This is a genomic window from Rhodococcus sp. 15-649-2-2, assembly GCF_002258645.1.
GTDB lineage: Bacteria > Actinomycetota > Actinomycetes > Mycobacteriales > Mycobacteriaceae > Rhodococcoides.
This window is the reverse complement of record NZ_NPFM01000002.1, coordinates 181,437-204,991: the sequence shown is the minus strand read 5'-3', so window position 1 is coordinate 204,991 and position 23,555 is coordinate 181,437. Positions and strand designations below refer to the sequence as shown.

Below are 23,555 nucleotides of genomic sequence, written 5' to 3'. Positions count from 1 at the left end.
CGGTCTCCTAACCGATCGGTAAGTATTTCGACCGTACGGTAAGCTGGCGGTTGTGGCAACGAGAGAACCGAGCTTCATCGAACGCACCCGGCGCGCGCAGCTGATCGACGTCACGATCACTGCGGTCGCCGAGCACGGATACTCGAACGTCTCGCTCGCGCGTATCGCAGACAACGCCGGCATCACCAAAGCGGCTGTGCTGTACCACTTCCGAACCAAGGATGCGGTAGTGGAAGCGGCGTATCGATTCGTTCTCGATGCTCTCGTCCAGGACGTGGCTGCTGCGGTCGGGGATGTTCCAGCGCAGGACGGTCCTCAGGCGTACGTCCGGGCCATGGTCGGCCACCTCCGCGCTCACCCCCGGCACACGCGCATGCTGATCGAGGCGCTGGCAAACTCCACCGCCGGACACACGCCGGAGCAGCGATGGCGGCCGTTGGCCGACCTCATCGACGCGTCGGTCCGTGCACGTGGGACGGACGGTGTCGATTCACGAACGCTCGCCATCATCACCGGCGGCGCGGTCGACGCGATCGTCACCGAATGCCTGCACGACCCGGATTACGATTCGGCTGCTGCCGGCGAGTCACTCGCAGCGATGCTCGACGCAGCTCTGAGCTGAGCTCGCGTGTCTCCCGCCTGCCAGGGTGTCGGCGTACTCCCATAGACTCGACGGCGACTGTGCATGCGCAGCCGTCGCCTCGAATCGCTTGTAGGAGCATTGCTGTTGTCTTCCGATTCTCTGCCTGCCGTGTCGCCATCCGGGCCGGCCCCGATCGTTCCCGACGCGGCGCTGCAACTGTCGGGTCTGGCCAGCGTTGCGCTGACGGATTCGTCGATGGTGGCCGTCGCCGACGCGATCGGCACCGCTGAGCACACCCTCATCGGACCGCACTCGGTTCGCCCATTCGTCGCGGCCGCGATCGCGCAGCACACTCAGCTGTTGATCGTCACCGCCACCGGGCGTGAAGCGGACGACCTCACCGACGAACTCCGCCAGATCCTCGGCGGCGGCGTCGTGATGTTCCCGTCGTGGGAGACGCTTCCGCACGAACGCCTGTCGCCCAGTGCAGACACCGTCGGCAAGCGACTGGACGTGCTCCGCCGGCTCGCTCGTCCCGGCGACACCGATTACGGCGATCCTCTGCGCGTCATCGTCACCACCGTCCGCTCGCTGGTGCAGCCCATGGCTCCCGGTCTCGGCGAGATCGAACCCGTGACCCTGAAGGTCGGGCTCGACATCGACTTCGACGGCTTGATCCACCGACTCGTCGAGTTCGGATACCTGCGCGTGGACATGGTCGGCAAGCGCGGCGAGTTCGCCGTCCGCGGCGGCATCCTCGACCTCTTCTCGCCGACGGCAGATCACCCGGTGCGCGTGGAATTCTGGGGCGACGAGATCACCGAACTTCGCGCGTTCGCGGTCTCCGATCAACGGTCGCTGCCCGATCACGAGGTCGAACTCGTCATCGCGCCGCCGTGCCGTGAGCTGCTCCTCACCCAGGAGGTCCGCGACCGCGCCGCAGTGCTCGCCGCCGACAACGCGGGTGACACGGCGCTGGTGGAGATGCTGGACAAGCTCTCCGCCGGAGTTCCCGTGGAGGGAATGGAAGCGTTGCTTCCGCTGCTGCAGCCGGGCGAACTGCAATTGCTTGCCGATACCCTCCCCGCCGGAACGCACGTACTGCTGTGCGATCCTGAGCGAATCCGCACGCGCGCAACAGATCTGGTGCGCACGGGCCAAGAGTTCCTCGAAGCATCCTGGACGGCAGCCTCGATCGGTGGAGCTGCGCCGCTCGATACCTCCACCCTCGACACGTCCAGTCTCGAAGGCGCGTCACTGGATCTCGGTGCCTCGGCGTATCGGTCTCTTCGACAGGTTCGCGAGTCCGCGCAGGTGCACGGCCGTCCCTGGTGGACCATCAGCCCACTCGCCTCCGGCAACGGCGAAGAAGTCGAACTCGCCGTCGATTCGGTCCCGGAGGTCCGAGGGTCCGAGGAAGCGCTGACGGCCCTGTTCGCCACCCTGCGGGCGCACATTGCCACCGGTGGCCGCGCCGTCATCTCCGTGGCGGGTGCCGGTACCGCCACTCGCATCATCGAACGCCTCGCCGAGGCCGAAGTGCCTGCAGCACATCTCGAGTCCGGTGCGGTCCCGGTCGCGGACGTCGTCAACGTCCTCTGCGGATCGTTGCACGACGGCCTGGTGTTCCCCGATGCCAAGCTCGTCGTCGTCACCGAAAGCGATCTGACCGGCAACCGCGTCGCCGCAGCGGGGGAGGGGCGCAAGCTCCCGGCGAAGCGTCGCAATCAGGTCGATCCCCTTGCTCTCGTCGCCGGCGACAGCGTCGTGCACGATCAGCACGGCATCGGTCGATTCGTCGAGATGGTCGAACGCACCATCGGTGGTGCCCGACGCGAATACCTCGTCGTCGAATATGCACCGAGCAAGCGGGGCCATCCCGGCGACCGACTGTTCGTCCCGATGGACTCGCTCGATCAGCTCTCACGCTATGTCGGCGGCGAGCTGCCGTCGTTGAGCAAGCTCGGCGGATCCGACTGGGCCAATACCAAACGCAAGGCGCGCAAGGCAGTTCGTGAGATCGCCGGCGAGCTGGTGCAGCTGTACGCCGCTCGTCAGGCAGCTCCCGGGCACGCCTTCGGGCCCGACACTCCGTGGCAGCTCGAGATGGAAGATGCGTTCGGATTCACCGAGACGGTCGACCAGATGACCGCCATCACCGACGTCAAGGCCGACATGGAGAAGGCGGTCCCGATGGACCGCGTCATCCTCGGCGACGTCGGGTACGGCAAGACCGAAATCGCAGTACGCGCCGCGTTCAAGGCTGTGCAGGACGGCAAGCAGGTCGCCGTCCTGGTTCCGACAACGCTTCTGGCACAACAGCATCTGCAGACCTTCACCGCACGCATGGCGTCGTTCCCGGTGACGGTGAAGGGGCTCTCCCGCTTCACGCACGGGTCCGAGTCCAAAGAGGTCATGGCCGGGTTGGCCGACGGTACAGTCGATATTGTCGTCGGGACACACAGATTGCTGCAGACCGGTGTCGCCTGGAAGGACCTCGGTCTGGTCATCGTCGACGAGGAGCAGCGTTTCGGCGTCGAGCACAAGGAGCACATCAAGTCGCTTCGAACCCACGTGGACGTGCTGACGATGTCGGCCACGCCGATTCCGCGAACCCTCGAGATGAGCCTGGCCGGCATCCGTGAGATGTCCACCATTCTCACCCCGCCCGAGGAGCGGCACCCGGTGCTCACCTACGTCGGGGCGTACAACGACAAGCAGGTCGCCGCGGCCATCAGGCGCGAGTTGCTGCGTGACGGTCAGGTGTTCTTCGTCCACAACCGAGTCAGTTCGATCGACAAGGCCGCCAAGAAGATTCGTGATCTGGTGCCCGAGGCCAGGGTCGCGACCGCCCACGGTCAGATGAACGAGGAGACACTCGAACGCACCGTGCAGGGTTTCTGGCAGCGCGAGACCGACGTGCTGGTGTGTACCACCATCATCGAAACCGGTCTGGACATCTCGAATGCCAACACGCTGATCGTGGAGCGGTCCGATTCGCTCGGCCTCTCTCAGCTGCACCAGCTCCGAGGACGAGTGGGTCGTAGTCGCGAGCGTGGCTACGCGTACTTCCTGTATCCACCGGAGAAGCCGCTCACCGAGACCGCCTACGATCGCCTGGCGACCATCTCGCAGAACTCCGACCTCGGTGCCGGTATGGCCGTGGCGATGAAGGACCTCGAAATCCGCGGTGCCGGAAACGTTCTGGGAGCCGAGCAGTCCGGGCACGTCGCAGGCGTTGGATTCGACCTGTACGTGCGGCTCGTGGGTGAGGCGGTCGAGGCCTACCGCGCCGCTGCGGACGGAAAGCCCATCACGACCGACGAGGCTCCGAAGGAAGTGCGCATCGACCTTCCCGTCGATGCCAACATTCCACCCGACTACGTCACCAGCGACCGGTTGCGCCTCGAGGGCTACCGAAAGCTCGCTGCGGCAGCCGATTCTGCTGGTATCGACGCCGTCATCGACGAACTCGTCGACCGGTACGGGCCCCTTCCCGAGGAGGTCGGCCGCCTGGTCTCCATCGCGAAGTTGAGGCTGATCGCCAAGGAATACGGCTTGACCGACGTCAACGTCGCCGGAACGCAGGTCAAACTGGCTCCGATGGAGTTGCCCGATTCCAAGCAGATTCGCCTCAAGCGGCTCTATCCCAGCGCCACCTACCGGGCGACGACCGGGGTGGTGCAATTACCGCTGCCGCGCGTCGAGGGTGGCGGAGTGGGCGCGGCGCGCGTGCGCGACGTCGAATTGGTGCAGTTCATCGCCGATCTCATCCTATCCTTGGACGGGAAGCCATCTCGGTCGGTCTTGTTGGAGCAAACAGTGGGGGTGTAGCGGTGACGGTAGTTCTGCTCGACCCCGTTCGTCCGGCGCAGGTACCCGTGGATGCTGTCGAATTCCTCGGTGGTGCGGTGCAATTCACCGAAGAGGTACCGGTGCGGGTGCGGTGGCTGTTCTCCGGCACCGCTGCGCCCGATGCCGTCGATCCCGTCCTGGTCAGCACCGACCGGGCCAACCCCGACGTCCAGGACCGGATCGCGCGCGGAGAACGAGTCATCGCCGCCGAGAAGTTGCCCGGTGACGACGTGATCGCAGCGGTGCACTTGATGGACCGATTGCACACCGTCGGTGGCTGGGAAGCGCAGCAGACCCACGAATCGCTGCGTGGTTACCTGTTGGAAGAAACCTACGAACTTCTCGACGCCATAGCCGCAGGGAACTTGAACGACCTGCGCGAGGAACTCGGAGACCTGTTGCTGCAGGTACTCTTTCACTCCAGAATCGCTCAGAACGCCGCCGAGAATGCGTTCGATATCGACGACGTCGCCGCGGGACTTGTTGCCAAACTGACCCACCGCAGCCCGCACCTCGCTCGCCAGGACGGCGGACCGATCGACATCGTCGAACAAGAGCGCGCCTGGGAAGAGCAGAAGGCGTCGGAGAAGGCGCGGCGATCCTGCATCGACGGCATTGCTTTGTCGCAGCCGTCACTCGCCCTGGCGCAGAAGGTGATCGGACGAGCCACCAAGGCCGGCCTACCCGACGAACTCGTTCCTGACGGTCTTCGCGTCGTGCATATCGGGGTCGACCATTCGCACGGTGGAGAAAGCGCCGAGGACGCACTGCGGCGTCGGGTATTGGATTTTGCATCCCTCATCCGCAATGCCGAAGCCTCCGCCCGTAACGCGGGCATCGCGCCGGGAGAAATGTCTGCACTGGATTGGATCGAGCACTGGGGTCTGCGGGGGTAGTCCTACACCACCCGCTCCACCCCTCACCTCGTCCCTCGGTTATGGGATCAATGTGGGTTTCAGTCGCTCAGAGTGCAACAAAGCCGCATTGATCCGGATCGACTACTTACGCCAGAACAGGTGATGTGTGACGCCGCTGCTGCTGGGGACGACCTCGTGCTCGAATCTGTCGTCCAACTCGTCGGGTGAATCCCACAGCTTCAGGCCCGAGCCGAATTCGATGGGAGCGACAGCGATGTGCATGGTGTCGACGAGATCGGCATCGAGGAATTCCCGGATGCTGGTGACGCCACCGCCGAGGCGCACGTCCTTACCATCGGCCGCCTCCTTTGCCTGTTTCAGTACCTCGGACGGCTCGCCGTCGACGAAGTGGAACGTGGTGTCGGAGAGTGTGATCGACGGTCGCTCGTGGTGGGTGAGGACAAAGACAGGTGTGTGGAACGGTGGTTCCTCGCCCCACCAGCCCTGCCATTCGTGGTCGGCCCACGGACCGCGTTGAGGGCCGAACTTGTGTCGGCCCATGATCTCGGCACCGATGTTGTTCGCGAAGTCGCGGGCGAAGTAGTCGTCCAGACCACGACTGCCGCCTGGAGCGGTGCGGTTCGGCCAGCTCGCGGTTGCCCCGCACCACGCCATCAGGCTTCCATGATCGAGACCGAACGGGCTCTCGAAGCTCTGGTCCACTCCCGCAGCGATCCCATCGCTCGAAATGGTGAAGTTCTGTACCCGAACCAGCTGTCCCATGTGTGCTCCCGATGTCGATGATGAAGATCTACGACGTGTAGACCGAGCCGCGTGTAGAAACTCATCGCTGAACTGGATCGGATCAGACTAGTCCGGCGGCACACGTCATCGATCACCGAACCGTGAAGTAGTCGGCCGGATCGAGGCCGTCGAGTGCGATCCATCTGTGCGGAACCGCAGCGTCGCCCTGTGTGCTGCCGGACGTGGCTCGGACGAAGTCCTGGATATCGAGTGCCAGTCGAGGGTCGTCGTCGATGCGCCGGGCCACGTCGTAGAAGACTGCCAGCACGTGGACGCAGCGATCGGTGCTGTCGGAGCAGGTGCATTCGACCCGGGTGAGTGTGGGTACAGGCGGATGACCTCGATCAGTGCATTCGCTGTACATCTCGTCGGTGAGAATTGTTCGGGTTCCCTGTAATTGGGTGGTGATGATGTTCAGAGCAGGTGAAGGCATCGGTGCCACCTCGATAGACACCTCAGGTGTTGTGCGGCCGTGGTCGACGGCTCCTCGGATCTTGCCGGCACTGATCGTCACCTCCACTTTTCCGCCCTTCGCCAGCGCGCGGGCGCGGGGCAGCCGGGGGTCGGGCCGGGTCACGCGTAACGGCTGGGCGAGTCGAACCCAGTCCCGCCCCCACACTGTGTAGCCGAAGTCGTCGTCCGCCATGTCAGCGGCTTCGCTTGCGGCGCAGCGTGTCGACGAGGCGGTCGTCGTCCAACTTCGCCAGCTCGGCTACACCCGACGTATCGGCGACGTCGGACAGTGTCGACTTTCGTGAATGCATGGCCGCGATGTGCTCCTCGATGGTGGTGTCGGTGGTGAGGGTGGTGATGGTGACCGTGCGGGTCTGCCCGATCCGATGGACTCGATCCGAGGCCTGCGCCTCGACGGCTGGGTTCCACCATCGGTCGAAGTGGACGACGTCGGCTGCGCGAGTCAGGGTGAGTCCGGTGCCGCCGGCTTTCAGGCTCAGCACCAGTACGGTAGGGCCGTCGTCGGACTGGAAACGTCGAACGATATCTGCCCGTTGCTCCTGATTCAGGCCACCGTGAAAGAACGGCACCGACACTCGGAACTGCTCGCCGAAGTGTCGCGCGAGAAGCTCGCCGGTCCTGCGATACTGGGTGAAGATGATTGTCGGCGAATCGGTTTCGAGGTTGTTGGCCACGATGTCGGTGCAGAGGTCGAGCTTCCCCGAACGCCCCGACAGATCGTCGGAGTCGCCCGTGACCAGTGCCGGGTGATTGCAGACGTGCTTCAGTGCGGTCAGAGCCGCCAGCACCCGGGCCTGGCGTTGCACGCCATCGCCGAATCCGTCGTCGATCGCCTGATCCAGGACGCGGTCGTACAACCGCTGCTGTTCCTCGGTGAGGTCGCAGATCAGGTCTGCATGGATCTTCGGTGGAAGTGATGCGGCGACCTGAGACTTCTTTCGCATCAACACAACCGGTTCGATCGCTGCCCGTAGCCGAATGGCGGCGGCGCCGGAACCGTCCGTTATCGGCTTGATGAAGCGACGGCGGAACTGAGTCTTGTTCCCGAACACGTGCGGTGCGACGAGGTTGAGCAGCGCCCAGAATTCGTCGAGATGATTTTCGACGGGCGTGCCGGTTATCGCGATCGTCGCGTCGGCGTGGATGAGTCGCGCGGCCTTCGAGATCTGGGTGCGCGGATTCTTCAGCACCTGTGCCTCGTCGAATACGGCAGTGGCCCAGTGAAGATCGGCGAGTTGTGGACCGTGCGTGCGCAACGTCGGATACCCGGTGAGCATCACCGTTCTCGGGTCCATCGCCGGCAGTGGCCCTCCGCGCCAGGTCACGGTCGAGAGGCTCGGCGCAAACCGAGCGATCTCGTGCGCCCAGTTTCCGACCAGGGAGGTGGGGCTCACCACCACCTGCGGTCCCTCGTCTGCGCGCCCGACGAGGTAGCCGATTGCCTGCAGCGTCTTACCGAGCCCCATTTCGTCCGCGAGCACCGCACCGCCGTGGGCGGTCACCGTCTCACGCAGCCAACTCACGCCGCGCACCTGGTAGGGCCGCATCTCTGCGACCAGCGCTGTGCGCAGTTCGGCGGCGACGGCCGTCGTGTGGCGAAAAGCGGCGACGGCGTGTTCCGCCGATGCCACCGCTCTCCCGGTGGCATCGGGAACCACATGCCCCGCGATAGGCAGCGCAGAACCGCCGCCCGCCAGGTGCGTCCGCCACGCATCGACCGAGGCACCGGAAGTGTCGAGGACAACGTCAGCCAGTCGATCGGGCTCTATCAACGCGCAGTCGACGTCGGACACCTCGAAACCCGAAAGGTCTGGAGTCGGAACTGCCAGCGTGACCGTCTGGGCATCGCCGACGGGTGGGGGAGGTCCGACAGTGCCGGATGACCAGGTCCACAGGGCGAACATGTGACGATCGAGTAGGTAGGTCGCTTGAGTATCGGCAGTCTGGGGGAGGGGCATGAATCCCTTCGAGAAGCAGTCGGCGACGAATCCGAACCGCTAGAACATAAGCAGACCGCACAGTTCTGTCAAACTCGAAATAATTCCGAAAGCTGTTGCAAAATAACGGAATTTATGACCCTACGTCGAAATTTGACACCCAGATGGTTCGGTGTTCTCCGCTGGACTCAGGGCTCACCCGCCCGCGTCAATGGACCGTTGCACCGGTCGGACGTATGCAGTGCGCCATTGACGCGGACCGGGCTATTGCGTGAATGAACCACTGCACGGGTCAGACGTGTGCAAGGGTCCATTGACGCGACGCGGGGAACCGACCTACTCGAACAGCGTCGAACCCCAGTATTCGGATTCTCCGACGCCGGGAGGGCAGGCGAATACCGCAGAACCCACGTGTTGGATGTATTCGTTCAGTGCGTCCTTGCGGGACAGGGCCAATTGCATCGGCACGAATTGGGTCAGTGGGTCGCGGCAGTAGGCGATGAAGAACAGTCCGGCGTCGAGGTGTCCGAAGCCGTCGGATCCGTCGGTGAAGTTGTATCCCCGACGCAGGATCTGGACGCCGCCGAGGTTTTCCTTCGATGCCAGACGCACGTGCGCGGTCTTGTCGATGAAGGTGCCCTCGGGGCCCTGTGACTCGAAATCGAGTGCGTCGAACTCGTCCTTCTGGCCGAGTGGCGCGCCGGACCCCTTGCTGCGCCCGATCACTCGCTCTTGTTCCTTCAGTGTGGTGCGGTCCCACGATTCGATGAGCATGCGGATGCGACGGGCGACCAGGTAGGAACCGCCTGCCATCCATTCCTGATCGTCATCGGATGCGACCCACACGTTCTCGTCGAGCAGCGACGGGTCCTCGGCCTTGAGGTTGGCCGTTCCGTCCTTGAATCCGAACAGGTTTCGCGGGGTCGCCTGGGTGGTCGAGGTGGACGAGGTGCGACCGAAGCCGAGTTGCGACCACTTGACCGACACTGTGCCGAAGCCGACACGGGCGAGGTTGCGGATCGCGTGGACGGCAACCTGGGGGTCGTCGGCGCAGGCCTGGATGCAGAGGTCGCCGCCGGAGCGTCGGGGATCGAGGTTGTCGGCCGGGAAGTGTTGCAAATCGGCGAGCGACGCAGGCCTTTTCGAGGCCAGATCGAATCGGTCGAACATCGACGGACCGAATCCGATCGTCAGCGTCAGCGACGACGCAGTCAGACCGAGAGCTTCGCCGGTATCCGACGGCGGGTTGTACTGGCCACCGTCGACGGCACCGCCGTCGAACGTCTCTTCGCCCTTGGTGAGCCGTTCGGCCATCAGGGTCCACTTCTTCAGCAGCGCAACAACGTCGTCGCGTGAGTCGGTGGTGATGTCGAAGGCGACGAAGTGCATGCGATCCTGTGCCGGGGTGACGATTCCGGCCTGGTGGTCTCCGCGAAATTCGACGACGTCCGAAGCGGGTGCCTCGGCTCCGGAGGCGGTCGCGTGTCCAGCGATGGCTCCTACTCCGACGAGTGCAGCCCCCGTCCCGACGGCACCGAACAGGCGCCGTCGGGAGAATTGTCCAGTCTTATTGTCCGGCAACGACACCCTGCACCTGGCTCACTTCGGCGGACAATGCGTCGATCTTGTTCGAGAGTTCCTGGCGCTGTGGTTCGGTCACCGTGTCGTAGAAGACGAAGCCGTCGCCGCTGCGGTACTTGGCCAGTTCGGCGTCGAGTTCTGCGAAGCGGGCATCGATGGCGGTACCGAGTTCGGCGTTGCGCTCGTCGAGGATGGGACGCACCGCAGCGATGGCGGCCTGGGAGCCGTCGACGTTGGCTTGGAAGTCCCACAGGTCGGTGTGTGAGAAGAAGTCCTCTTCACCGCTGATCTTGGTCTTGGCAACTTCGTCGAGCAATCCCTGTGCGCCACCGGCGACCTGAATGGGGTCGATGGTGAAATCGTCGGCCTTGATCTTGTCGGCGAGTTCGGTGATGTCGGCCTCGAGTTGATCGGCCATCGCGTTGGTGTCCGGCTGCAGCCCCTGCGACCACAGGTCCTTCTCGATGCGGTGGAATCCGGTCCACTCGGCACCGGGCTCCACGTCCGGTTCACGCAGGTCGATGCGTGGGTCGAGGTCGTCGGGGAAGCTCTCGGCCACGGGCTCGATGCGCTCGTAGTAGCTACGCGCAATGGGGAACTGGGCCTTGGCTGCGTCGACGTCGCCGCTCTTGACGGCGGTGACGAACGATGCCGTGGTGTCCTGCAACGCGTCGATCTGGCTGACGACGTAGCGCTTGTAGCCGGCGGCGGCCTCGGTGAGGAGGCCGTTCTCGTCGGCGGTGCGGACCGAGTCGCCGGAGACGACGTAATCGGCGCGGATACCGTCGCCCACCATGCCTGCCTTGCAGGCGGTTTGGTAGGTGCCGGGGTCGGGCAGGGCGACGATGAGCTGACGCGTCAGGCCGGGTCCGATGTTCTCGACCTCACCCATGACGCGGTCGCCCGCGCCGTAGACGTAGAACTCGGTGACCTTGCTGCCGTTGTTGGTGATCTGGAACGTCGAGTTACCGGTGGTGCCTTCGGATGCGCTCACGTCGCAGGAGGAGTCGGTCGCGGTGACGGCGATATCGCCCGATGCGGCTTCGTTGGAAGACTTTTCGGTGCATCCGGCCAGGGCTATCGGCAGAACCGCGACCGCGGCCAGAGCGAAGGTGGAACGACGCATGATGGTGGTGCCTTTCAGGAGTTCTGAAGTACGGGCTCGGGAGCCGCGGGAACGTGGACCGGCCGGAGGAAGAGGAACAACACGGCGACGATGTAGAGCACCCATGCGATCGCTTGGAAGACAGTGGGTTCGGGACGGAAGTTGAAGATGCCGCCGAGCACGGTGCCGTACCAGCTCGAGGCGTCGAAGTGCGCGCTGATGTCGAAGGCGACAGCGCTGCCACCGGGCAGAACTCCGCCGATCTGCAGTGCGCGGATGCCGTAGGCGAGGATTCCGGCGGCGACCACGATGAGGAAGATGCCGGTGTACTTGAAGAAGACGGCGAAGTTGATGCGCACGGCACCGAAGTACAGGAACACCGTCAGCACGGCAGCGACGACGATGCCGAGCAGAAGGCCGAGCAGCGGCCACAGGCTGCCGTTCGTGTTCTCGGCGTAGCCGACCATGAGCAGTGCGGTTTCGACACCTTCGCGGCCGACGGCGAAGAACGAGAGCGTCAGCACTGCAGCAGGCCCGACGGTGAGTGCTTTCTCCATGTTCGCCCGCAGCTCGCCGGAGATGTTCTTCGCGGCGGTCCGCATCCAGAGCACCATCGCCGTCACGATGACCACGGCTACGAGCGATGCTGCACCTGCGATGATCTCGGCGGTCAGGCCGGTGACCGTCGATGTGCCGTAGTGAATGACGAAGAAGATCGCGGCCACCATGGCGACGGCCAGCCCAACGCCCAGCCACACCCATTTGAGCGCGTCGCGTCGGTTGGCCTTGACGAGGAACGCAACGAGGATCATCACCACGATGCCGGTCTCGAGGCCCTCGCGAAGACCGATCAGACCGCTGCCGAACATCTGAGTGGCGATCGACGGCGCGGATCCTGCGGCGGCGAGAACGGACACGGGCACTTCTCCTGTTTTGCAATGAACATTGGTACGCCTTCCCTCTCAAAGGGTAGGCGACCCTCATGCGTGAAGGTTGACAGAAACATACACCCTGCATCGCCAGTCGAATGCACGTTGAACTGGGGTTTTACGGGTCTTTAGCTTTCTATTACCTTGCGTGTGCAGGATGGTGAGGTGATCTCACGAATCTGCGTGCTCGCCACCGCATCGCTCCTCCTTGCGCTCACCGCATGTGGCAGCAGCGAGCCGAAGCGTGAGATTCCCGAGGGCATTCCGCCCGGTCCGGGAACCGAGGTGCCGCTGATCGACTTCAATGCCCCCGGCCGGACAGCCGATCTGTTGCTCGTGTGGGCCGAACCTCAGACCGACGCGCTCGGTATCTCGGTGACGGCTCTCGCGTCGTACGGGCACGCGGCCGCGATCATGACCGAGACGGACGCAGACTGCGGAATTGCGTGGACGACACTGGCCGGCATCGGCTACATCGAGAGCCGACACGGCACGTTCCAGGGGTCCTCGGTGCAGCCCGACGGGCTGGTCGCACCGCCGATCCGGGGTATTCCTCTCGACGGCGGGCCGGGTGTCGCCGAGATTCCCGACACCGACGGCGGCGTCATGGACGGTGACGCCGAGTTCGACCGTGCGATGGGTCCCATGCAGTTCATCCCCGAGACGTGGAAGAAATGGGGTGTCGACGCCAACGGCGACGGCATCGCAGATCCGGACAACATCGACGATGCGGCGTTGACGGCAGCTCGCTATCTGTGCGCCCGCGGCGGCGATCTGCGGACGGCACAGGGCTGGGAGACGGCGTTGATGGCGTACAACCTCTCGGGCCAGTATCTGCGTGACGTGCGAGATCGCGCGGCCGCGTACTCGGTGGGCACCAGGCCGTAGAAACTCCGTGCATCGCGGGCACCACGCAAGAGCGGCTAGTCTTGCACCCGGCACAGTCCGCCGGTCCCCGTTACTAGGAGAAGCATTCGTGGCCATCATTGAGCAGGTCGGAGCTCGCGAGATCCTCGATTCCCGTGGCAACCCCACGGTTGAGGTCGAGGTCGCATTGGACGACGGGACGTTGACCCGCGCAGCCGTCCCCTCCGGCGCATCCACCGGTGAGCACGAGGCCGTCGAGCTTCGTGACGGCGGAGACCGCTACGGCGGCAAGGGCGTCGAGAAGGCCGTCAACGCGGTGCTCGACGAGATCGCGCCCGCGGTCATCGGCCTCGACGCCATCGAGCAGCGCACGGTCGATCAGGCTCTGCTGGATCTCGACGGCACGCCCGACAAGTCTCGCCTCGGCGCGAACTCCCTGCTGGGTGTCTCGCTCGCTGTCGCCAAGGCTGCGGCCGAGTCCACCGGCCTGGAGCTCTTCCGCTACCTCGGCGGACCGAACGCACACATCCTCCCCGTGCCGATGATGAACATCATCAACGGCGGCGCACACGCAGACAGCGGCGTCGACGTGCAGGAGTTCATGATCGCGCCGATCGGTGCTCCCACGTTCAAGGAGTCGCTGCGCTGGGGTGCCGAGGTCTACCACGCGCTCAAGTCCGTGCTCAAGGCCAAGGGCCTGTCCACTGGACTCGGCGACGAGGGCGGCTTCGCTCCCGATCTCGCCGGCACCAAGGCAGCTCTCGACCTGATCCTCGAGGCCATCGGCAAGACCGGCCTCAAGCCCGGCCAGGACGTTGCTCTCGCGCTCGACGTGGCGGCCACCGAGTTCTACACCGCAGGTACCGGCTACGCCTTCGAGCGTGAGACCAAGTCGGCCGAGCAGATGTCGGCGTTCTACGGCGAACTGGTCGATGCCTACCCGCTGGTCTCCATCGAGGATCCGCTCGACGAGAACGACTGGGACGGCTGGGTTGCACTCACCGAGTCGATCGGCGACAAGGTTCAGCTCGTCGGAGACGACCTGTTCGTCACCAACCCCGAGCGTCTCGAAGACGGCATCGTCAAGGGTGCGGCCAACGCGCTGCTGGTCAAGGTCAACCAGATCGGCACGCTCACCGAGACCCTCGACGCAGTCGATCTCGCTCACCGCAACGGTTACAAGACGATGATGAGCCACCGGTCCGGCGAGACCGAGGACACCACCATCGCTGACCTGGCAGTTGCCGTCGGCAGCGGCCAGATCAAGACCGGTGCTCCGGCTCGGAGCGAGCGCGTGGCCAAGTACAACCAGTTGCTGCGTATCGAAGAAGCTCTGGGCGACGCGGCGCGTTACGCCGGCGAGTTGTCTTTCCCCCGGTTCAATTACGAGGGATAGCAGGCAGGTACGTATCGCACGAAGTGGAGATGAATGATGGCACGGCGCGGAAGGTCCGGGACCAGTCCAGGTGGACGTGATCCCCGACCCCGCGGCCGCTCCTCCTCTTCGACTCGGTCGAAGGCCGGGGGCGTCTCTCGTGACGAGAACGCCTCCGGTCGGACGGCCACCCCGCCGGAACCATCGGAGCAGGTGCGCGACGCGGTGGTCGGCGGCAAGGCCGCTCCCCGGCGCGTCGGTGTTCGTCGGCCCAAGATGCCCGAGCGGACGTTCCTCGGACTGTCCACCGGACGGGCCGTCATTCTCGGCGTTGTGGTGTGCGCGCTGGCGTTGACGCTGGCAGTACCGCTACGCACCTACTTCTCGCAGCGCAGCGAACTCGAGTCCGTGCTGGCCGAGCGGCAAGCGTTGGAGAACGACGTACAAGCGCTGCAGACCCAGAAATCTCAGCTCGACGAGCCGTCCCGCATCGCGGCCGATGCGCGTGAGCGCCTGCGGTTCGTCATGCCGGGGGAGACGCCGTACCAGGTGCAGTTGCCCGGCGACTACGGCAAGACACCGGAGGAACTCGCGGCCGACAGTGCGCCGACGGGTCCCTGGTACACCGACCTCTGGAACACCGCAGTTCAGCCGCAGGGATCGAACGAGCCAGCGGAGCCGACGTCCGCACCGATGCCCGTCGTACAGCCAGAACCCGTGCCGGCCTCGCCGGCACCACAATCAGAAGGAGGACCGGTCGGGTGAATTCCTCGGCAGTCTCGCAGGAAGATCTCGATGCGGTCGCATCGCAGCTCGGACGTGAACCGCGTGGCGTACTCGAGATCGCATATCGATCTCCGGACGGCAAGCCGGGCGTGGTGAAAACCGCCCCCAAGCTGCCCGACGGCACGCCGTTTCCCACCCTGTTCTATCTGACCGACCCGCGGTTGACGGCCGAGGCCAGTCGGCAGGAATCGGCCGGGGTCATGCGGGAGATGACGGAGCGGCTCGGCACCGATCCCGAATTGGCTGCTGCCTACTTGCGCGCCCATCAGTCGTACCTGGCCGAGCGCGACGAGATCGAATCCCTCGGAACGGATTTCACCGGTGGTGGCATGCCCGATCGGGTCAAATGCTTGCACGTCCTGATAGCCCATTCGTTGGCCAAGGGCCCGGGCGTCAACCCGCTGGGTGACGAGTCGGTGGCCCTTGCCGCCGAGAACTCGTTGCGCGGCAAGGCTATTCCGGCCGATTGGCCGACCATCGAAGAACTACGTGCGGAGAAATCATGACCAGGGTTGCAGCAATAGATTGCGGCACCAACTCGATCCGCCTGCTCGTCGCTGACAACAACGGGAAGTCCCTCGCCGACGTCGCCCGCGAGATGCGGATCGTGCGACTCGGTCAGGGAGTCGACGCGACGGGAGCGTTCGTGCCCGAGGCTATCGAACGCACCCGCGTGGCATTGGTCGAGTACGCGGAGATCATTCGTAAGACCGGGGCCACCGCAGTGCGGATGGTGGCCACCTCTGCCACCCGGGATGCGTCGAATCGCGAGGACTTCTTCTCCATGGTGCGCGAGGTGCTCGGCAAGGTCATCCCCGGTGCCGAAGCCGAAGTGATCACCGGTGACGAGGAAGCGCGGTTGTCTTTCGCCGGTGCGGTCGGTGAACTCGACTCTGCAGCAGGGCCTTTCCTGGTTGTCGATCTGGGCGGCGGTTCTACCGAGCTCGTACTGGGCGACGCCAAAGGCGTGAAGTCTGCGTTCTCTGCCAACATTGGGTGTGTCCGTCTGACCGAACGATTCCTGCATTCGGATCCTCCCACCGTGGACGAGATCAACGGCGCGCGTGAGTACGCCCGCGAGAAGTTGGCGGAGGCGTTCGAGGAAGTGTCGATCGGCGACGCGTCGAGCTGGGTCGGTGTGGCCGGCACGATGACGACCATCGCTGCCATCGCCAAGGACCTGCCCGAGTACGACGCAGACGCGGTGCACCTGTCGCGAGTGCCCTTCGATCAGCTCTTCGAGGTGTGCGAGCGACTGATCGGCATGACGCATACGCAGCGAAGTGCGTTGGGCCCCATGCATCCAGGTCGGGTCGACGTCATCGGCGGCGGTGCAATTGTGTGCAGCGTATTGGCCGAGGAATTCGAGCGACGCGGTGCCGTGAGCTCGTTGACGGTCAGTGAGCACGACATCCTCGACGGCATCGCAATGTCCATCAAGATCTGATCTGCAATTCTGCAGATGCGGTCTGCGGCGATGTAGGTTGCATCGCTGCATGTTTCGGTGAACCCTTACAGGTGCTGTGGCCCACGTCACGGCTCCCTTCGAGGTGAGGACCACCGATGACGTCACCCGCCGAACAGGCTCCGGCCGACCAGGCACCGGCCGAGAAAGGTTTGGCCCGCGTAGCGCAAGCGCTCGCCAAGGGGACCGAAAAGTGGTTCCCCGATGCGTACATCTTTGCCCTCGTCGGCGTGGTCGTGGTGGCGGTCGCTGCCTTCGCCAACGGGTCGTCTCCGCAGAATGTGGTCGACGCATTCGGAAACGGCTTCTGGGATCTGACCGCCTTCACCCTGCAGATGGCCATGGTCGTTCTCACCGGCTACGTCGTGGCCACCTCTCCGCCGGTCGCGCGGCTCATCACTCGGCTGGCGCAAGTGCCCAAGAGTTCCAGCAGCGCAGTCAGTTTCGTGGCACTACTGTCTTGCTCGGTCTCGTTCCTCAACTGGGGCTTGAGCTTGGTGTTCGCCGGTCTACTAGCCCGTGCCATCGCGCGCCGTGACGATCTGCGAACGGACTACCGAGCACTCGGGGCTGCGGCATTCATGGGACTCGGAGCGGTCTGGGCACTCGGAATGTCGTCCTCGGCTGCGCAGCTGCAGGCCACTGCGAAATCGCTTCCGGCGACACTGCTTTCGGTCACCGGAGTGCTCGATTTCGGAACCACAATTTTCACGTGGCAGTCGTTGCTGATGTGCGCGATCATCATCGTGTTGACGGTCGTCATCGCACACGTGTCTGCTCCCAAGGGTGCCGCAATCAAGACTGCCGCGGACATGGAGGTCGATCTCGACGACACCGTCGCGGAACCGGCACCGCGCACCAGGCCGGGTGAGTGGCTCGAGTACAGCCGCATCCTGCCACTGTTCGCCGGCGTGATGACTCTGGGATGGCTTGTCTCCCAGCTGTTGACGCTGCCGGTGCTGTCGGTGGTCAGCAGCCTCAACGGGTACCTCCTGGTGTTCCTGATGCTCGGGCTCGTGCTGCACGGCACCCCGCGGCGCTTCCTCGATTCGGTCAGCAAGGCGGTGCCCGCGACCGCCGGGATCCTGGTGCAGTTTCCGCTGTATGCGGCGATGGCGGCCATGTTGACCAAGGCGGAGGGCAGGGGAGGCGTCACGATCTCCGAGCACCTCGCGAGCTTTTTCACCGACATCGGTAGCGGTGGCGGATTCGCCGTGGTCATTGCGGTGTACACCGTCGTGCTCGGGCTGTTCGTTCCCTCCGGCGGCGGCAAGTGGCTCGTCGAAGCGCCGTACGTCATGCAGTCGGCGACGGACGTGCAGATGAACCTCGGCTGGACAGTCCAGATCTACAACGTCGCAGAGGCGTTGCCGAACCTGATCAATCCGTTCTTCATGCTGCCTCTGCTGGCGGTTCTAGGCCTGCGAGCGCGAGACTTGATCGGATTCACGTTCCTGCAGTTCATCTTTCACTTCCCGGTGGTCCTGCTGCTCGTATGGCTTCTCGGCATGACTTTCGACTTCGTGCCGCCGGTCATCCCGGCGCAGTAGTAGCCCGATATGATCGTCACCGCTGGAGCGAAAGTTCAGCGGTGGCCCCTATAGCCCAATTGGCAGAGGCAGCGGACTTAAAATCCGCACAGTGTCGGTTCGAGTCCGACTGGGGGCACTCTGTTTCAACTGGTCAGAGCGTTATGCCGCTTCGATCATGGTTCGAACACGCACCTCGGTGTCACAGAATGTCACAACTCAAAATAACTGCTTCGGGACTCAACGGCGAATCTCACCGTGAGCCGAGGTGTCGCGGTGAAGGGCGATGGTCCTGAATTCATACAACAGAAGGGCGTCGATACCGTAGTTCCTGCTCAGTTGGTGGGCGGTTGAGGGTCTGGTGTCTGCCAATCCTGGCGTTAGCGGTGGTGCGCAACGGCGACGGGAACTGTGACACCTTGAAGACATGTTTCTGACGTCGGTGCAACTAGGCCCGCCAGTTGTAGGGCATCATGTTAATTAACATGATCACCAGCGGTCGGCCAAACTGACGGTAAGTCGAGTCAGTAGGTGATCATCATGTTCATCAGCATGATCGTCGCCACATACGAGGGGAAGTGTCTTGACTTCGCAGGAGCTAACCGACCTGATCGCGGGCATCCGCCGGGCCGGCGACGATGTCGCCGAGGTTGAGGCCAAACTCGCGGGTACGCAGACTTTACCGAAATCCTGCAAAGAGTCGCTGTCTGCTTTCGCGAATACGCGTGGCGGGGTGCTGATTCTTGGATTGGATGAGAGTGCAGGGTTTGCCGCTACAGGGGTCACGAAGCCTGCCAAGCTGATGAAAGATCTCGCATCGCTTTGTGCTACCGGAATGACGCCCCCGCTCCGGTCTCATATCGAGCTTCAGTCGTTTGAGGGAGTCGACTTGATCGTATGCGAAGTAGATGAGTTACCTTCGCCGGAGAAACCTTGTTACGTTACTAGCTCGGGAATGGCTAATGGGAGCTATGTTCGAGTACATGACGGGGACCAACGTTTAAGTCAATACGAGATTCAGCTTCTCCTGGCTAATCGGGGTCAGCCGGTTGATGATGGTGCCGCAGTCGATCAGGCGACTATTAACGACTTGGATGAATCGCTTATTCAATTGTTTGCCACACGCCTCCGCGACAGCCGACCGTATGCGTTCGCCGATCTTGATCTCGAGCAATTACTTCTGCGTGCGCATATAACGGTCAAGCGGAACGGTCAGATAACACCCACGTTGGCGGGATTGCTCAGTCTCGGGAAGTACCCGCAGGAGTTTTTTCCACAGCTAAACATTACTTTCGTGCATTATCCGTCTCCTAAGGGCGACGATCCGCAAAGTGGTGAGCGTTTTATCGACAACGTTTCCCTCGATGGTCCGATACCCGTAATGATTAGAGATGCGTTGCGCGCTTTACGGCGGAACATGTCGAGAAGGTCAATTGTGTCAGGGGCGGGCCGGACTGATACCTGGGAGTACCCGGAAACGGCCCTGAGGGAGGCGATTGTAAACGCGTGTATTCACAGAGACTTATCACCGATGTCCCACGGGACTCAGGTTCAGATTGAGATGTACCCTGATCGGCTAGTAGTCAGAAACCCTGGCGGCCTGTACGGTCCTGTGAGCGAGCAGACCTTGGGTGAGGAGGGGTTGTCGTCGTCACGGAATGCGGTTCTACTTCGGATTTTAGAAGACGTTCCCCTTCCGGGGGAGTCTCGTACAGTTTGTGAAAATCGAGGATCAGGAATTAGCGCGATGATAAATGCGCTCCGTGCCGCCAATATGAGCCTTCCGCAGTTCCGCAACAAGATATCTAGGTTTGAAGTAACGTTCCCAAATCACGCTTTGCTAAATGACGAGATGATCGATTGGATTGGGAGCTTGAATAGCCCCGATCTGACAAGCACGCAATGTGTGGCGCTCGCAGCACTCAAGCAGGGTCGAGAGCTGAACAATGAATCGTACAGGACCTTGACCGGAGTCGACTCTAGAGTCGCGACATCTGAGTTGCAAGACTTAGTCGGCCGTGAGCTCGTGCTTAAAACAGGTGGAAGAAGATGGGCGCGATACGAAATCGCATCGCGTACTAAGGCGGCAGAGTCGGTGAATGTCGTCGGTCAGGTTAGCCGACGTGCGCCCGCAGACCGGCGCGGTCTGATTTTGGAGACTTTAGCTGACATGGAATTGTCTACAAAGGACATCGCCGATCGAACAGGCCTCCAGGATCAAGTGATCCGCCGGTGGCTTCGAATAATGAGAAATGAGGAATCTGTAGTCATCGCTGGTAGTGAAAAGCCTCAAAGTAAAAATGTCAGGTATAGAGCTGTAACACCTACGATCCTGGATGACGGTCAGCAGGAGATCGACTTCTCTTAAAGAACCGAAAGTTCTGATCCAAGGTCGAAGAACGGAAGGTGCTCCGACCAACGCTAGTCGAAGCTGCTGGCCGCGTCGAGCAGAGCATCTTCCTGCGAGTGGGTATACACGCTTAACGTAAAGGCAGCGGAAGAGTGGCCGAGCCAGGCCGCGATTACTACGATCGGGATGCCCTGAAGATGCATGAGCGTCGCACAGGTATGCCGTGCGTCGTGCAGACGGACGTGCTTGAGCTGCGCGGATTCGAGGATCTTCTTCCACCGGAAGGTCAGCAGATTCGGGTGGACGGCCTGCCCGCTGGGGAGCCGTACTACGTACTCAGATTCCTGGTAGTGCTCACCCAGGCTCAACTTGTCCCTGGCTTGCTGCGCTCGTGCCGCCCGTAGCGCTGCCTCGAGTGGTTTGGAGATGGGAAGCGTCCGTCGAGACTTCTTCGTCTTTGGCGGACCCTCGATAATGTCGCTGCCAACCGCGATGCGGGTGTTGGCGACATTCAGTTTGCCCTTGTCCAGGTCGACATCCTCCCAACGGAGGCCGGCGATTTCGCCTCGCCGCATCCCGTGCATCGCTAGCTGCCAGGCATGCTGCATCGGCTCGCGAGCCACGTGCGCGAGCAACTTGTCGACTTCCAGTTTGGAGAGTGTCTGCATTTCGGCAGCCTCGGCGGGAAGCCGATCGACCATCGCACCGACGTTCCGAATTACATTGCCCTGCTTCATCTGATCTTGGAGGATCGCAGTGATCAGTCCCAGCATGTAGTTCACGGTCCTCGCTGACCATGGTTTCCGCGGTCGTCCCTGCTTTGTCGGAAGTCCTCCGTTGCGGAGGTTTCTCACCAAGGACTCGACGTTGGGCTTCGTGAGCTTCTGAACCGGAATATGCCCGAGCTCGGAGATCACAGGCTGCAAATTGGTTCGGTGGCCATGGAGGGAGGACGGCTTCAAAGAGTGTTTCGATTCGAGCCAGTAGTCGACTGCCATCTCGACTGTCAATTGTGAAGTGTGAACGTACAGGCCATTGTTCACCGAGTTGAGCGTCTCCGCAAGTGCGCTTCGGGCTGCTTGCTCGGTCGAGTATCGACGGCGACTCTGCGTCCGGCGAGTCACCGTTTGCGGTACACCGGCTGCGTCCACCTTCACGGTCGTCTTGCTGCCGGTGTCTACCGTGACTTCGTAGCGTGTGAGTTGTCGGCCGGACTTTCGGTCCCGCACGGAAATTTTGCGGATCTGTGGGGGTAGTTGTTGCCTAACCATCGAACACCTCATCACCGACGTTCATGTCGAGCTCGGTCATCTGACGAAAGAGTTCCTCGGAGCGTCGTCTCGCGTCCTCATACATGAACTTCATCGCCTCGACGTGCTCCACCGAGTCTTGTTTGGAGAGGCCGTTCCGCATCTGAACGCGTGCGCGCCGCATCGCCTGCAACGCCTGTAGCCACTCGCGTGCAATGCCCACCCGATCGTTCTTGGGATCGAACTGCTCGCGGACCCACACGGCCATAGGTTCTTCGTCCCCACGTTCCGACCAGTCGGTCGAAGGCTTCATCAACCCCGCTTCACCGCTGAACCATTGCAGTGCATCGTGGGACTCCTGTTCGAGCCCTGGGAGTACCTCTACTTTGCCTCTGGGGAGATCAGGAAAAACCAGTTGGGCCGGCGAAACACCGAGGGCCGCGGCGAGAACCAGAAGCTCCGGTACGTCGATGCTCTTCTTGCGCCCTGTCTCCAGATCAGCGACCACCGACCGGGAGATTCCATGTCCGATCTCTTCGGTGCGATCCGCAAGCTTCGCCGCTGACATTGCCGAGTGGTCCTTGCCTCGAAGCCGCCGGACTTCACCGGCGACGCGGGCCACTAGCTGTTCAGCCCAAGCCTGTGTCATAAGCACGCAGTCTAGCCGATTTGGCGCAAGTGTTGTGGCAACGCTACTGAATTGCTACGTTGTGGTGGAACCACATGGACGGGACTCGATCGAGTACGCGATTGTGGCTAAATCACACAAAAATGCGGAAAGGAAGCACCATGTCTCGACGGTTGTATTCGGTCCAGGACGCGATGGCTCGGACGGGTCTCGGACGCTCCAACCTGTTCAACAAGCTTGCGTCCGGTGAGATTCGCAGTGTCAAGGTCGGTAAGCGCCGACTGATTCCCGACACGGCCATTGACGAATACATCGTCGGACTGGAGGAGGCGGCACGCGTCAGCTCGGGCGTTGCCTGACATGACTCTCACTGCAGACCCGTACGAACTAGAGACGCCCTCGGCGAGTTCCGGTGTTACGAGCACCGGTGCCGAGGGCGTCCTCGAAATCCCCACCTTGCAGGAAGGAGTTTCACCCACGGATACTAATCGGTCCTGACGCGCCTCACAAGGCGTTTTGCCGCACTCTTGCCCTCACTCTGCTTCGACATGTTGTCGACGTCGAGCGGGGATGAGTGGAGGCTCGATTCACCCATGTCTAGGTGAATCCATCTGCGTACGCGCTGTTTACGCGATTGTCTGCGTCACGCCGTACCCCTGCGGGGTCCGGCGTGCCGTTGAACTCCGCCCGCAGTCGCTGTCGCAGCGTCGTTTTTTGGCAGAGCCCGACGAACAACCAGCCTGCCGCCGGCCTGTGCACCCTTTGTAAATCCTCGGAGACCGGCCCCGAGGCACCACCAGCTCGACTGATCATCGAACGGGTGGCGATACCGATTAGCCGCGCGCCCATCGAGGCGCGGGGCTATCGGGCGTGGAGCGGACAACGTGGGTGCGGAAATTGGCTCAGGGGCCATGGGGGGTCCGGAGGGAACGAACGAAGTCCCTTGTCTTTCATGCGACACCACTAGGGAGGTACCAGTTGAGCTCTCGACCCATCTGCAATGCTGACATTAATAGGTTGCCCGGCATCGCGAACCGTCATTCAGACCTCGATTTTTCAATCCTTGCCGCGCTCTTGCTCGTTTCCGTTGTGTACGCAAAATCCTCGAAGATGCAACCAGGGCAACACACTTGGTTTTCTGGACACGATCGCAGCAGCCCGCCGGTGCAGGCCGCTCCCG

The 23,555-nt window shown here is 62.7% G+C and carries 19 protein-coding genes and 1 tRNA gene; 12 read left to right on the top strand and 8 right to left on the bottom strand.

Translation table 11 applies throughout. The features are described 5' to 3' along the window. The first annotated feature begins 52 nt into the window (after positions 1-52). From CH305_RS01725 to CH305_RS01715, 3 genes are all read left to right on the top strand, one after another. The gene (locus CH305_RS01725) at positions 53-622 is read left to right on the top strand and encodes a TetR/AcrR family transcriptional regulator (protein WP_094702298.1); all 570 of its coding nucleotides are present in this window, start codon (positions 53-55) and stop codon (positions 620-622) included. Between the two features lie 216 nt (positions 623-838). Next, positions 839-4,417, top strand: coding sequence for a transcription-repair coupling factor (gene mfd / locus CH305_RS01720; protein ID WP_255182558.1), 3,579 nt, complete (start codon positions 839-841; stop codon positions 4,415-4,417). 2 nt (positions 4,418-4,419) lie between these two features. Continuing rightward, positions 4,420-5,334 (top strand): MazG family protein, encoded by a 915-nt coding sequence (locus CH305_RS01715; protein ID WP_032404271.1) that lies wholly within the window; start codon positions 4,420-4,422, stop codon positions 5,332-5,334. Between the two features lie 102 nt (positions 5,335-5,436). Here CH305_RS01715 and CH305_RS01710 read toward each other — a convergent pair whose 3' ends face one another. From CH305_RS01710 to efeU, 6 genes are all read right to left on the bottom strand, one after another. Next, a complete protein-coding gene (locus CH305_RS01710) occupies positions 5,437-6,078 on the bottom strand; it encodes a dihydrofolate reductase family protein (protein ID WP_094702296.1) in 642 nt (213 codons plus the stop codon). Between the two features lie 112 nt (positions 6,079-6,190). After that, positions 6,191-6,745 (bottom strand): hypothetical protein, encoded by a 555-nt coding sequence (locus tag CH305_RS01705; RefSeq protein ID WP_094702294.1) that lies wholly within the window; start codon positions 6,743-6,745, stop codon positions 6,191-6,193. A gap of 1 nt (position 6,746) precedes the next feature. Further along, entirely contained in the window at positions 6,747-8,477 is a 1,731-nt protein-coding gene (locus CH305_RS01700) for a DEAD/DEAH box helicase (RefSeq protein WP_094702292.1), read from the bottom strand. Between the two features lie 369 nt (positions 8,478-8,846). Beyond that, positions 8,847-10,097 carry an iron uptake transporter deferrochelatase/peroxidase subunit gene (gene efeB / locus CH305_RS01695; protein ID WP_094702290.1) on the bottom strand — a complete coding sequence of 417 codons (1,251 nt, stop codon included), beginning with the start codon at positions 10,095-10,097 and terminating at the stop codon, positions 8,847-8,849. Beyond that, positions 10,078-11,217, bottom strand: coding sequence for an iron uptake system protein EfeO (gene efeO / locus CH305_RS01690; RefSeq protein ID WP_032404266.1), 1,140 nt, complete (start codon positions 11,215-11,217; stop codon positions 10,078-10,080). The genes efeB and efeO overlap by 20 nt, the downstream gene beginning before the upstream one ends. A 14-nt stretch (positions 11,218-11,231) precedes the next feature. Then, entirely contained in the window at positions 11,232-12,113 is an 882-nt protein-coding gene (efeU, locus tag CH305_RS01685; RefSeq protein WP_094702389.1) for an iron uptake transporter permease EfeU, read from the bottom strand. A 189-nt stretch (positions 12,114-12,302) separates the two neighbouring features. Between efeU and CH305_RS01680 the strand changes: the two genes are divergently transcribed. The 8 genes from CH305_RS01680 to CH305_RS01645 all read left to right on the top strand — a co-directional run bounded on the left by CH305_RS01680 (position 12,303) and on the right by CH305_RS01645 (position 20,515). Then, positions 12,303-13,013 carry a lytic transglycosylase domain-containing protein gene (locus CH305_RS01680; RefSeq protein ID WP_373454516.1) on the top strand — a complete coding sequence of 237 codons (711 nt, stop codon included), beginning with the start codon at positions 12,303-12,305 and terminating at the stop codon, positions 13,011-13,013. Positions 13,014-13,101: 88 nt separating this feature from the next. Then, on the top strand, positions 13,102-14,388 hold the full coding sequence (eno, locus tag CH305_RS01675) for a phosphopyruvate hydratase (RefSeq protein ID WP_008718800.1): 1,287 nt from the start codon (positions 13,102-13,104) through the stop codon (positions 14,386-14,388). A gap of 192 nt (positions 14,389-14,580) precedes the next feature. Then, positions 14,581-15,132, top strand: a complete 552-nt coding sequence (locus CH305_RS01670) for a septum formation initiator family protein (protein ID WP_256983452.1) — start codon at positions 14,581-14,583, stop codon at positions 15,130-15,132. Then, complete coding sequence (locus CH305_RS01665; protein ID WP_094702288.1) at positions 15,129-15,659, top strand: DUF501 domain-containing protein; 531 nt, start codon at positions 15,129-15,131, stop codon at positions 15,657-15,659. Before CH305_RS01670 ends, CH305_RS01665 begins: the two co-directional genes overlap by 4 nt. After that, positions 15,656-16,600 (top strand): Ppx/GppA phosphatase family protein, encoded by a 945-nt coding sequence (locus tag CH305_RS01660; protein WP_094616817.1) that lies wholly within the window; start codon positions 15,656-15,658, stop codon positions 16,598-16,600. The genes CH305_RS01665 and CH305_RS01660 overlap by 4 nt, the downstream gene beginning before the upstream one ends. Before the next feature lie 116 nt (positions 16,601-16,716). Next, positions 16,717-18,168, top strand: coding sequence for a short-chain fatty acid transporter (locus CH305_RS01655; protein WP_094702286.1), 1,452 nt, complete (start codon positions 16,717-16,719; stop codon positions 18,166-18,168). Positions 18,169-18,212: 44 nt separating this feature from the next. Beyond that, a tRNA-Leu gene (locus tag CH305_RS01650) sits at positions 18,213-18,286 on the top strand. A gap of 444 nt (positions 18,287-18,730) precedes the next feature. Then, positions 18,731-20,515, top strand: a complete 1,785-nt coding sequence (locus tag CH305_RS01645) for an ATP-binding protein (protein WP_094702284.1) — start codon at positions 18,731-18,733, stop codon at positions 20,513-20,515. A gap of 53 nt (positions 20,516-20,568) precedes the next feature. Here the strand turns inward: CH305_RS01645 and CH305_RS29335 are convergent, their stop codons facing one another. Continuing rightward, positions 20,569-21,270 carry a site-specific integrase gene (locus CH305_RS29335; RefSeq protein WP_256983465.1) on the bottom strand — a complete coding sequence of 234 codons (702 nt, stop codon included), beginning with the start codon at positions 21,268-21,270 and terminating at the stop codon, positions 20,569-20,571. 490 nt (positions 21,271-21,760) lie between these two features. Next, positions 21,761-22,396: a helix-turn-helix transcriptional regulator gene (locus CH305_RS01635; protein WP_094702280.1), complete on the bottom strand. Its 636-nt coding sequence runs from the start codon at positions 22,394-22,396 to the stop codon at positions 21,761-21,763. Between the two features lie 140 nt (positions 22,397-22,536). Between CH305_RS01635 and CH305_RS01630 the strand changes: the two genes are divergently transcribed. Further along, positions 22,537-22,734, top strand: a complete 198-nt coding sequence (locus tag CH305_RS01630; protein ID WP_094702383.1) for an excisionase family DNA-binding protein — start codon at positions 22,537-22,539, stop codon at positions 22,732-22,734. Positions 22,735-23,555 lie beyond the last annotated feature (821 nt).

Coding starts and splice junctions, on each gene's coding strand:
- mfd (WP_255182558.1), top strand. CDS start 839: ATGGTGGCCGTCGCCGACGCGATCGGCACCGCTGAGCACACCCTCATC.
- CH305_RS01710 (WP_094702296.1), bottom strand. CDS start 6,078: ATGGGACAGCTGGTTCGGGTACAGAACTTCACCATTTCGAGCGATGGG.
- CH305_RS01705 (WP_094702294.1), bottom strand. CDS start 6,745: ATGGCGGACGACGACTTCGGCTACACAGTGTGGGGGCGGGACTGGGTT.
- CH305_RS01700 (WP_094702292.1), bottom strand. CDS start 8,477: ATGTTCGCCCTGTGGACCTGGTCATCCGGCACTGTCGGACCTCCCCCA.
- efeO (WP_032404266.1), bottom strand. CDS start 11,217: ATGCGTCGTTCCACCTTCGCTCTGGCCGCGGTCGCGGTTCTGCCGATA.
- CH305_RS01660 (WP_094616817.1), top strand. CDS start 15,656: ATGACCAGGGTTGCAGCAATAGATTGCGGCACCAACTCGATCCGCCTG.
- CH305_RS01655 (WP_094702286.1), top strand. CDS start 16,717: ATGACGTCACCCGCCGAACAGGCTCCGGCCGACCAGGCACCGGCCGAG.
- CH305_RS29335 (WP_256983465.1), bottom strand. CDS start 21,270: ATGCTGGGACTGATCACTGCGATCCTCCAAGATCAGATGAAGCAGGGC.
- CH305_RS01635 (WP_094702280.1), bottom strand. CDS start 22,396: ATGACACAGGCTTGGGCTGAACAGCTAGTGGCCCGCGTCGCCGGTGAA.
- CH305_RS01630 (WP_094702383.1), top strand. CDS start 22,537: ATGTCTCGACGGTTGTATTCGGTCCAGGACGCGATGGCTCGGACGGGT.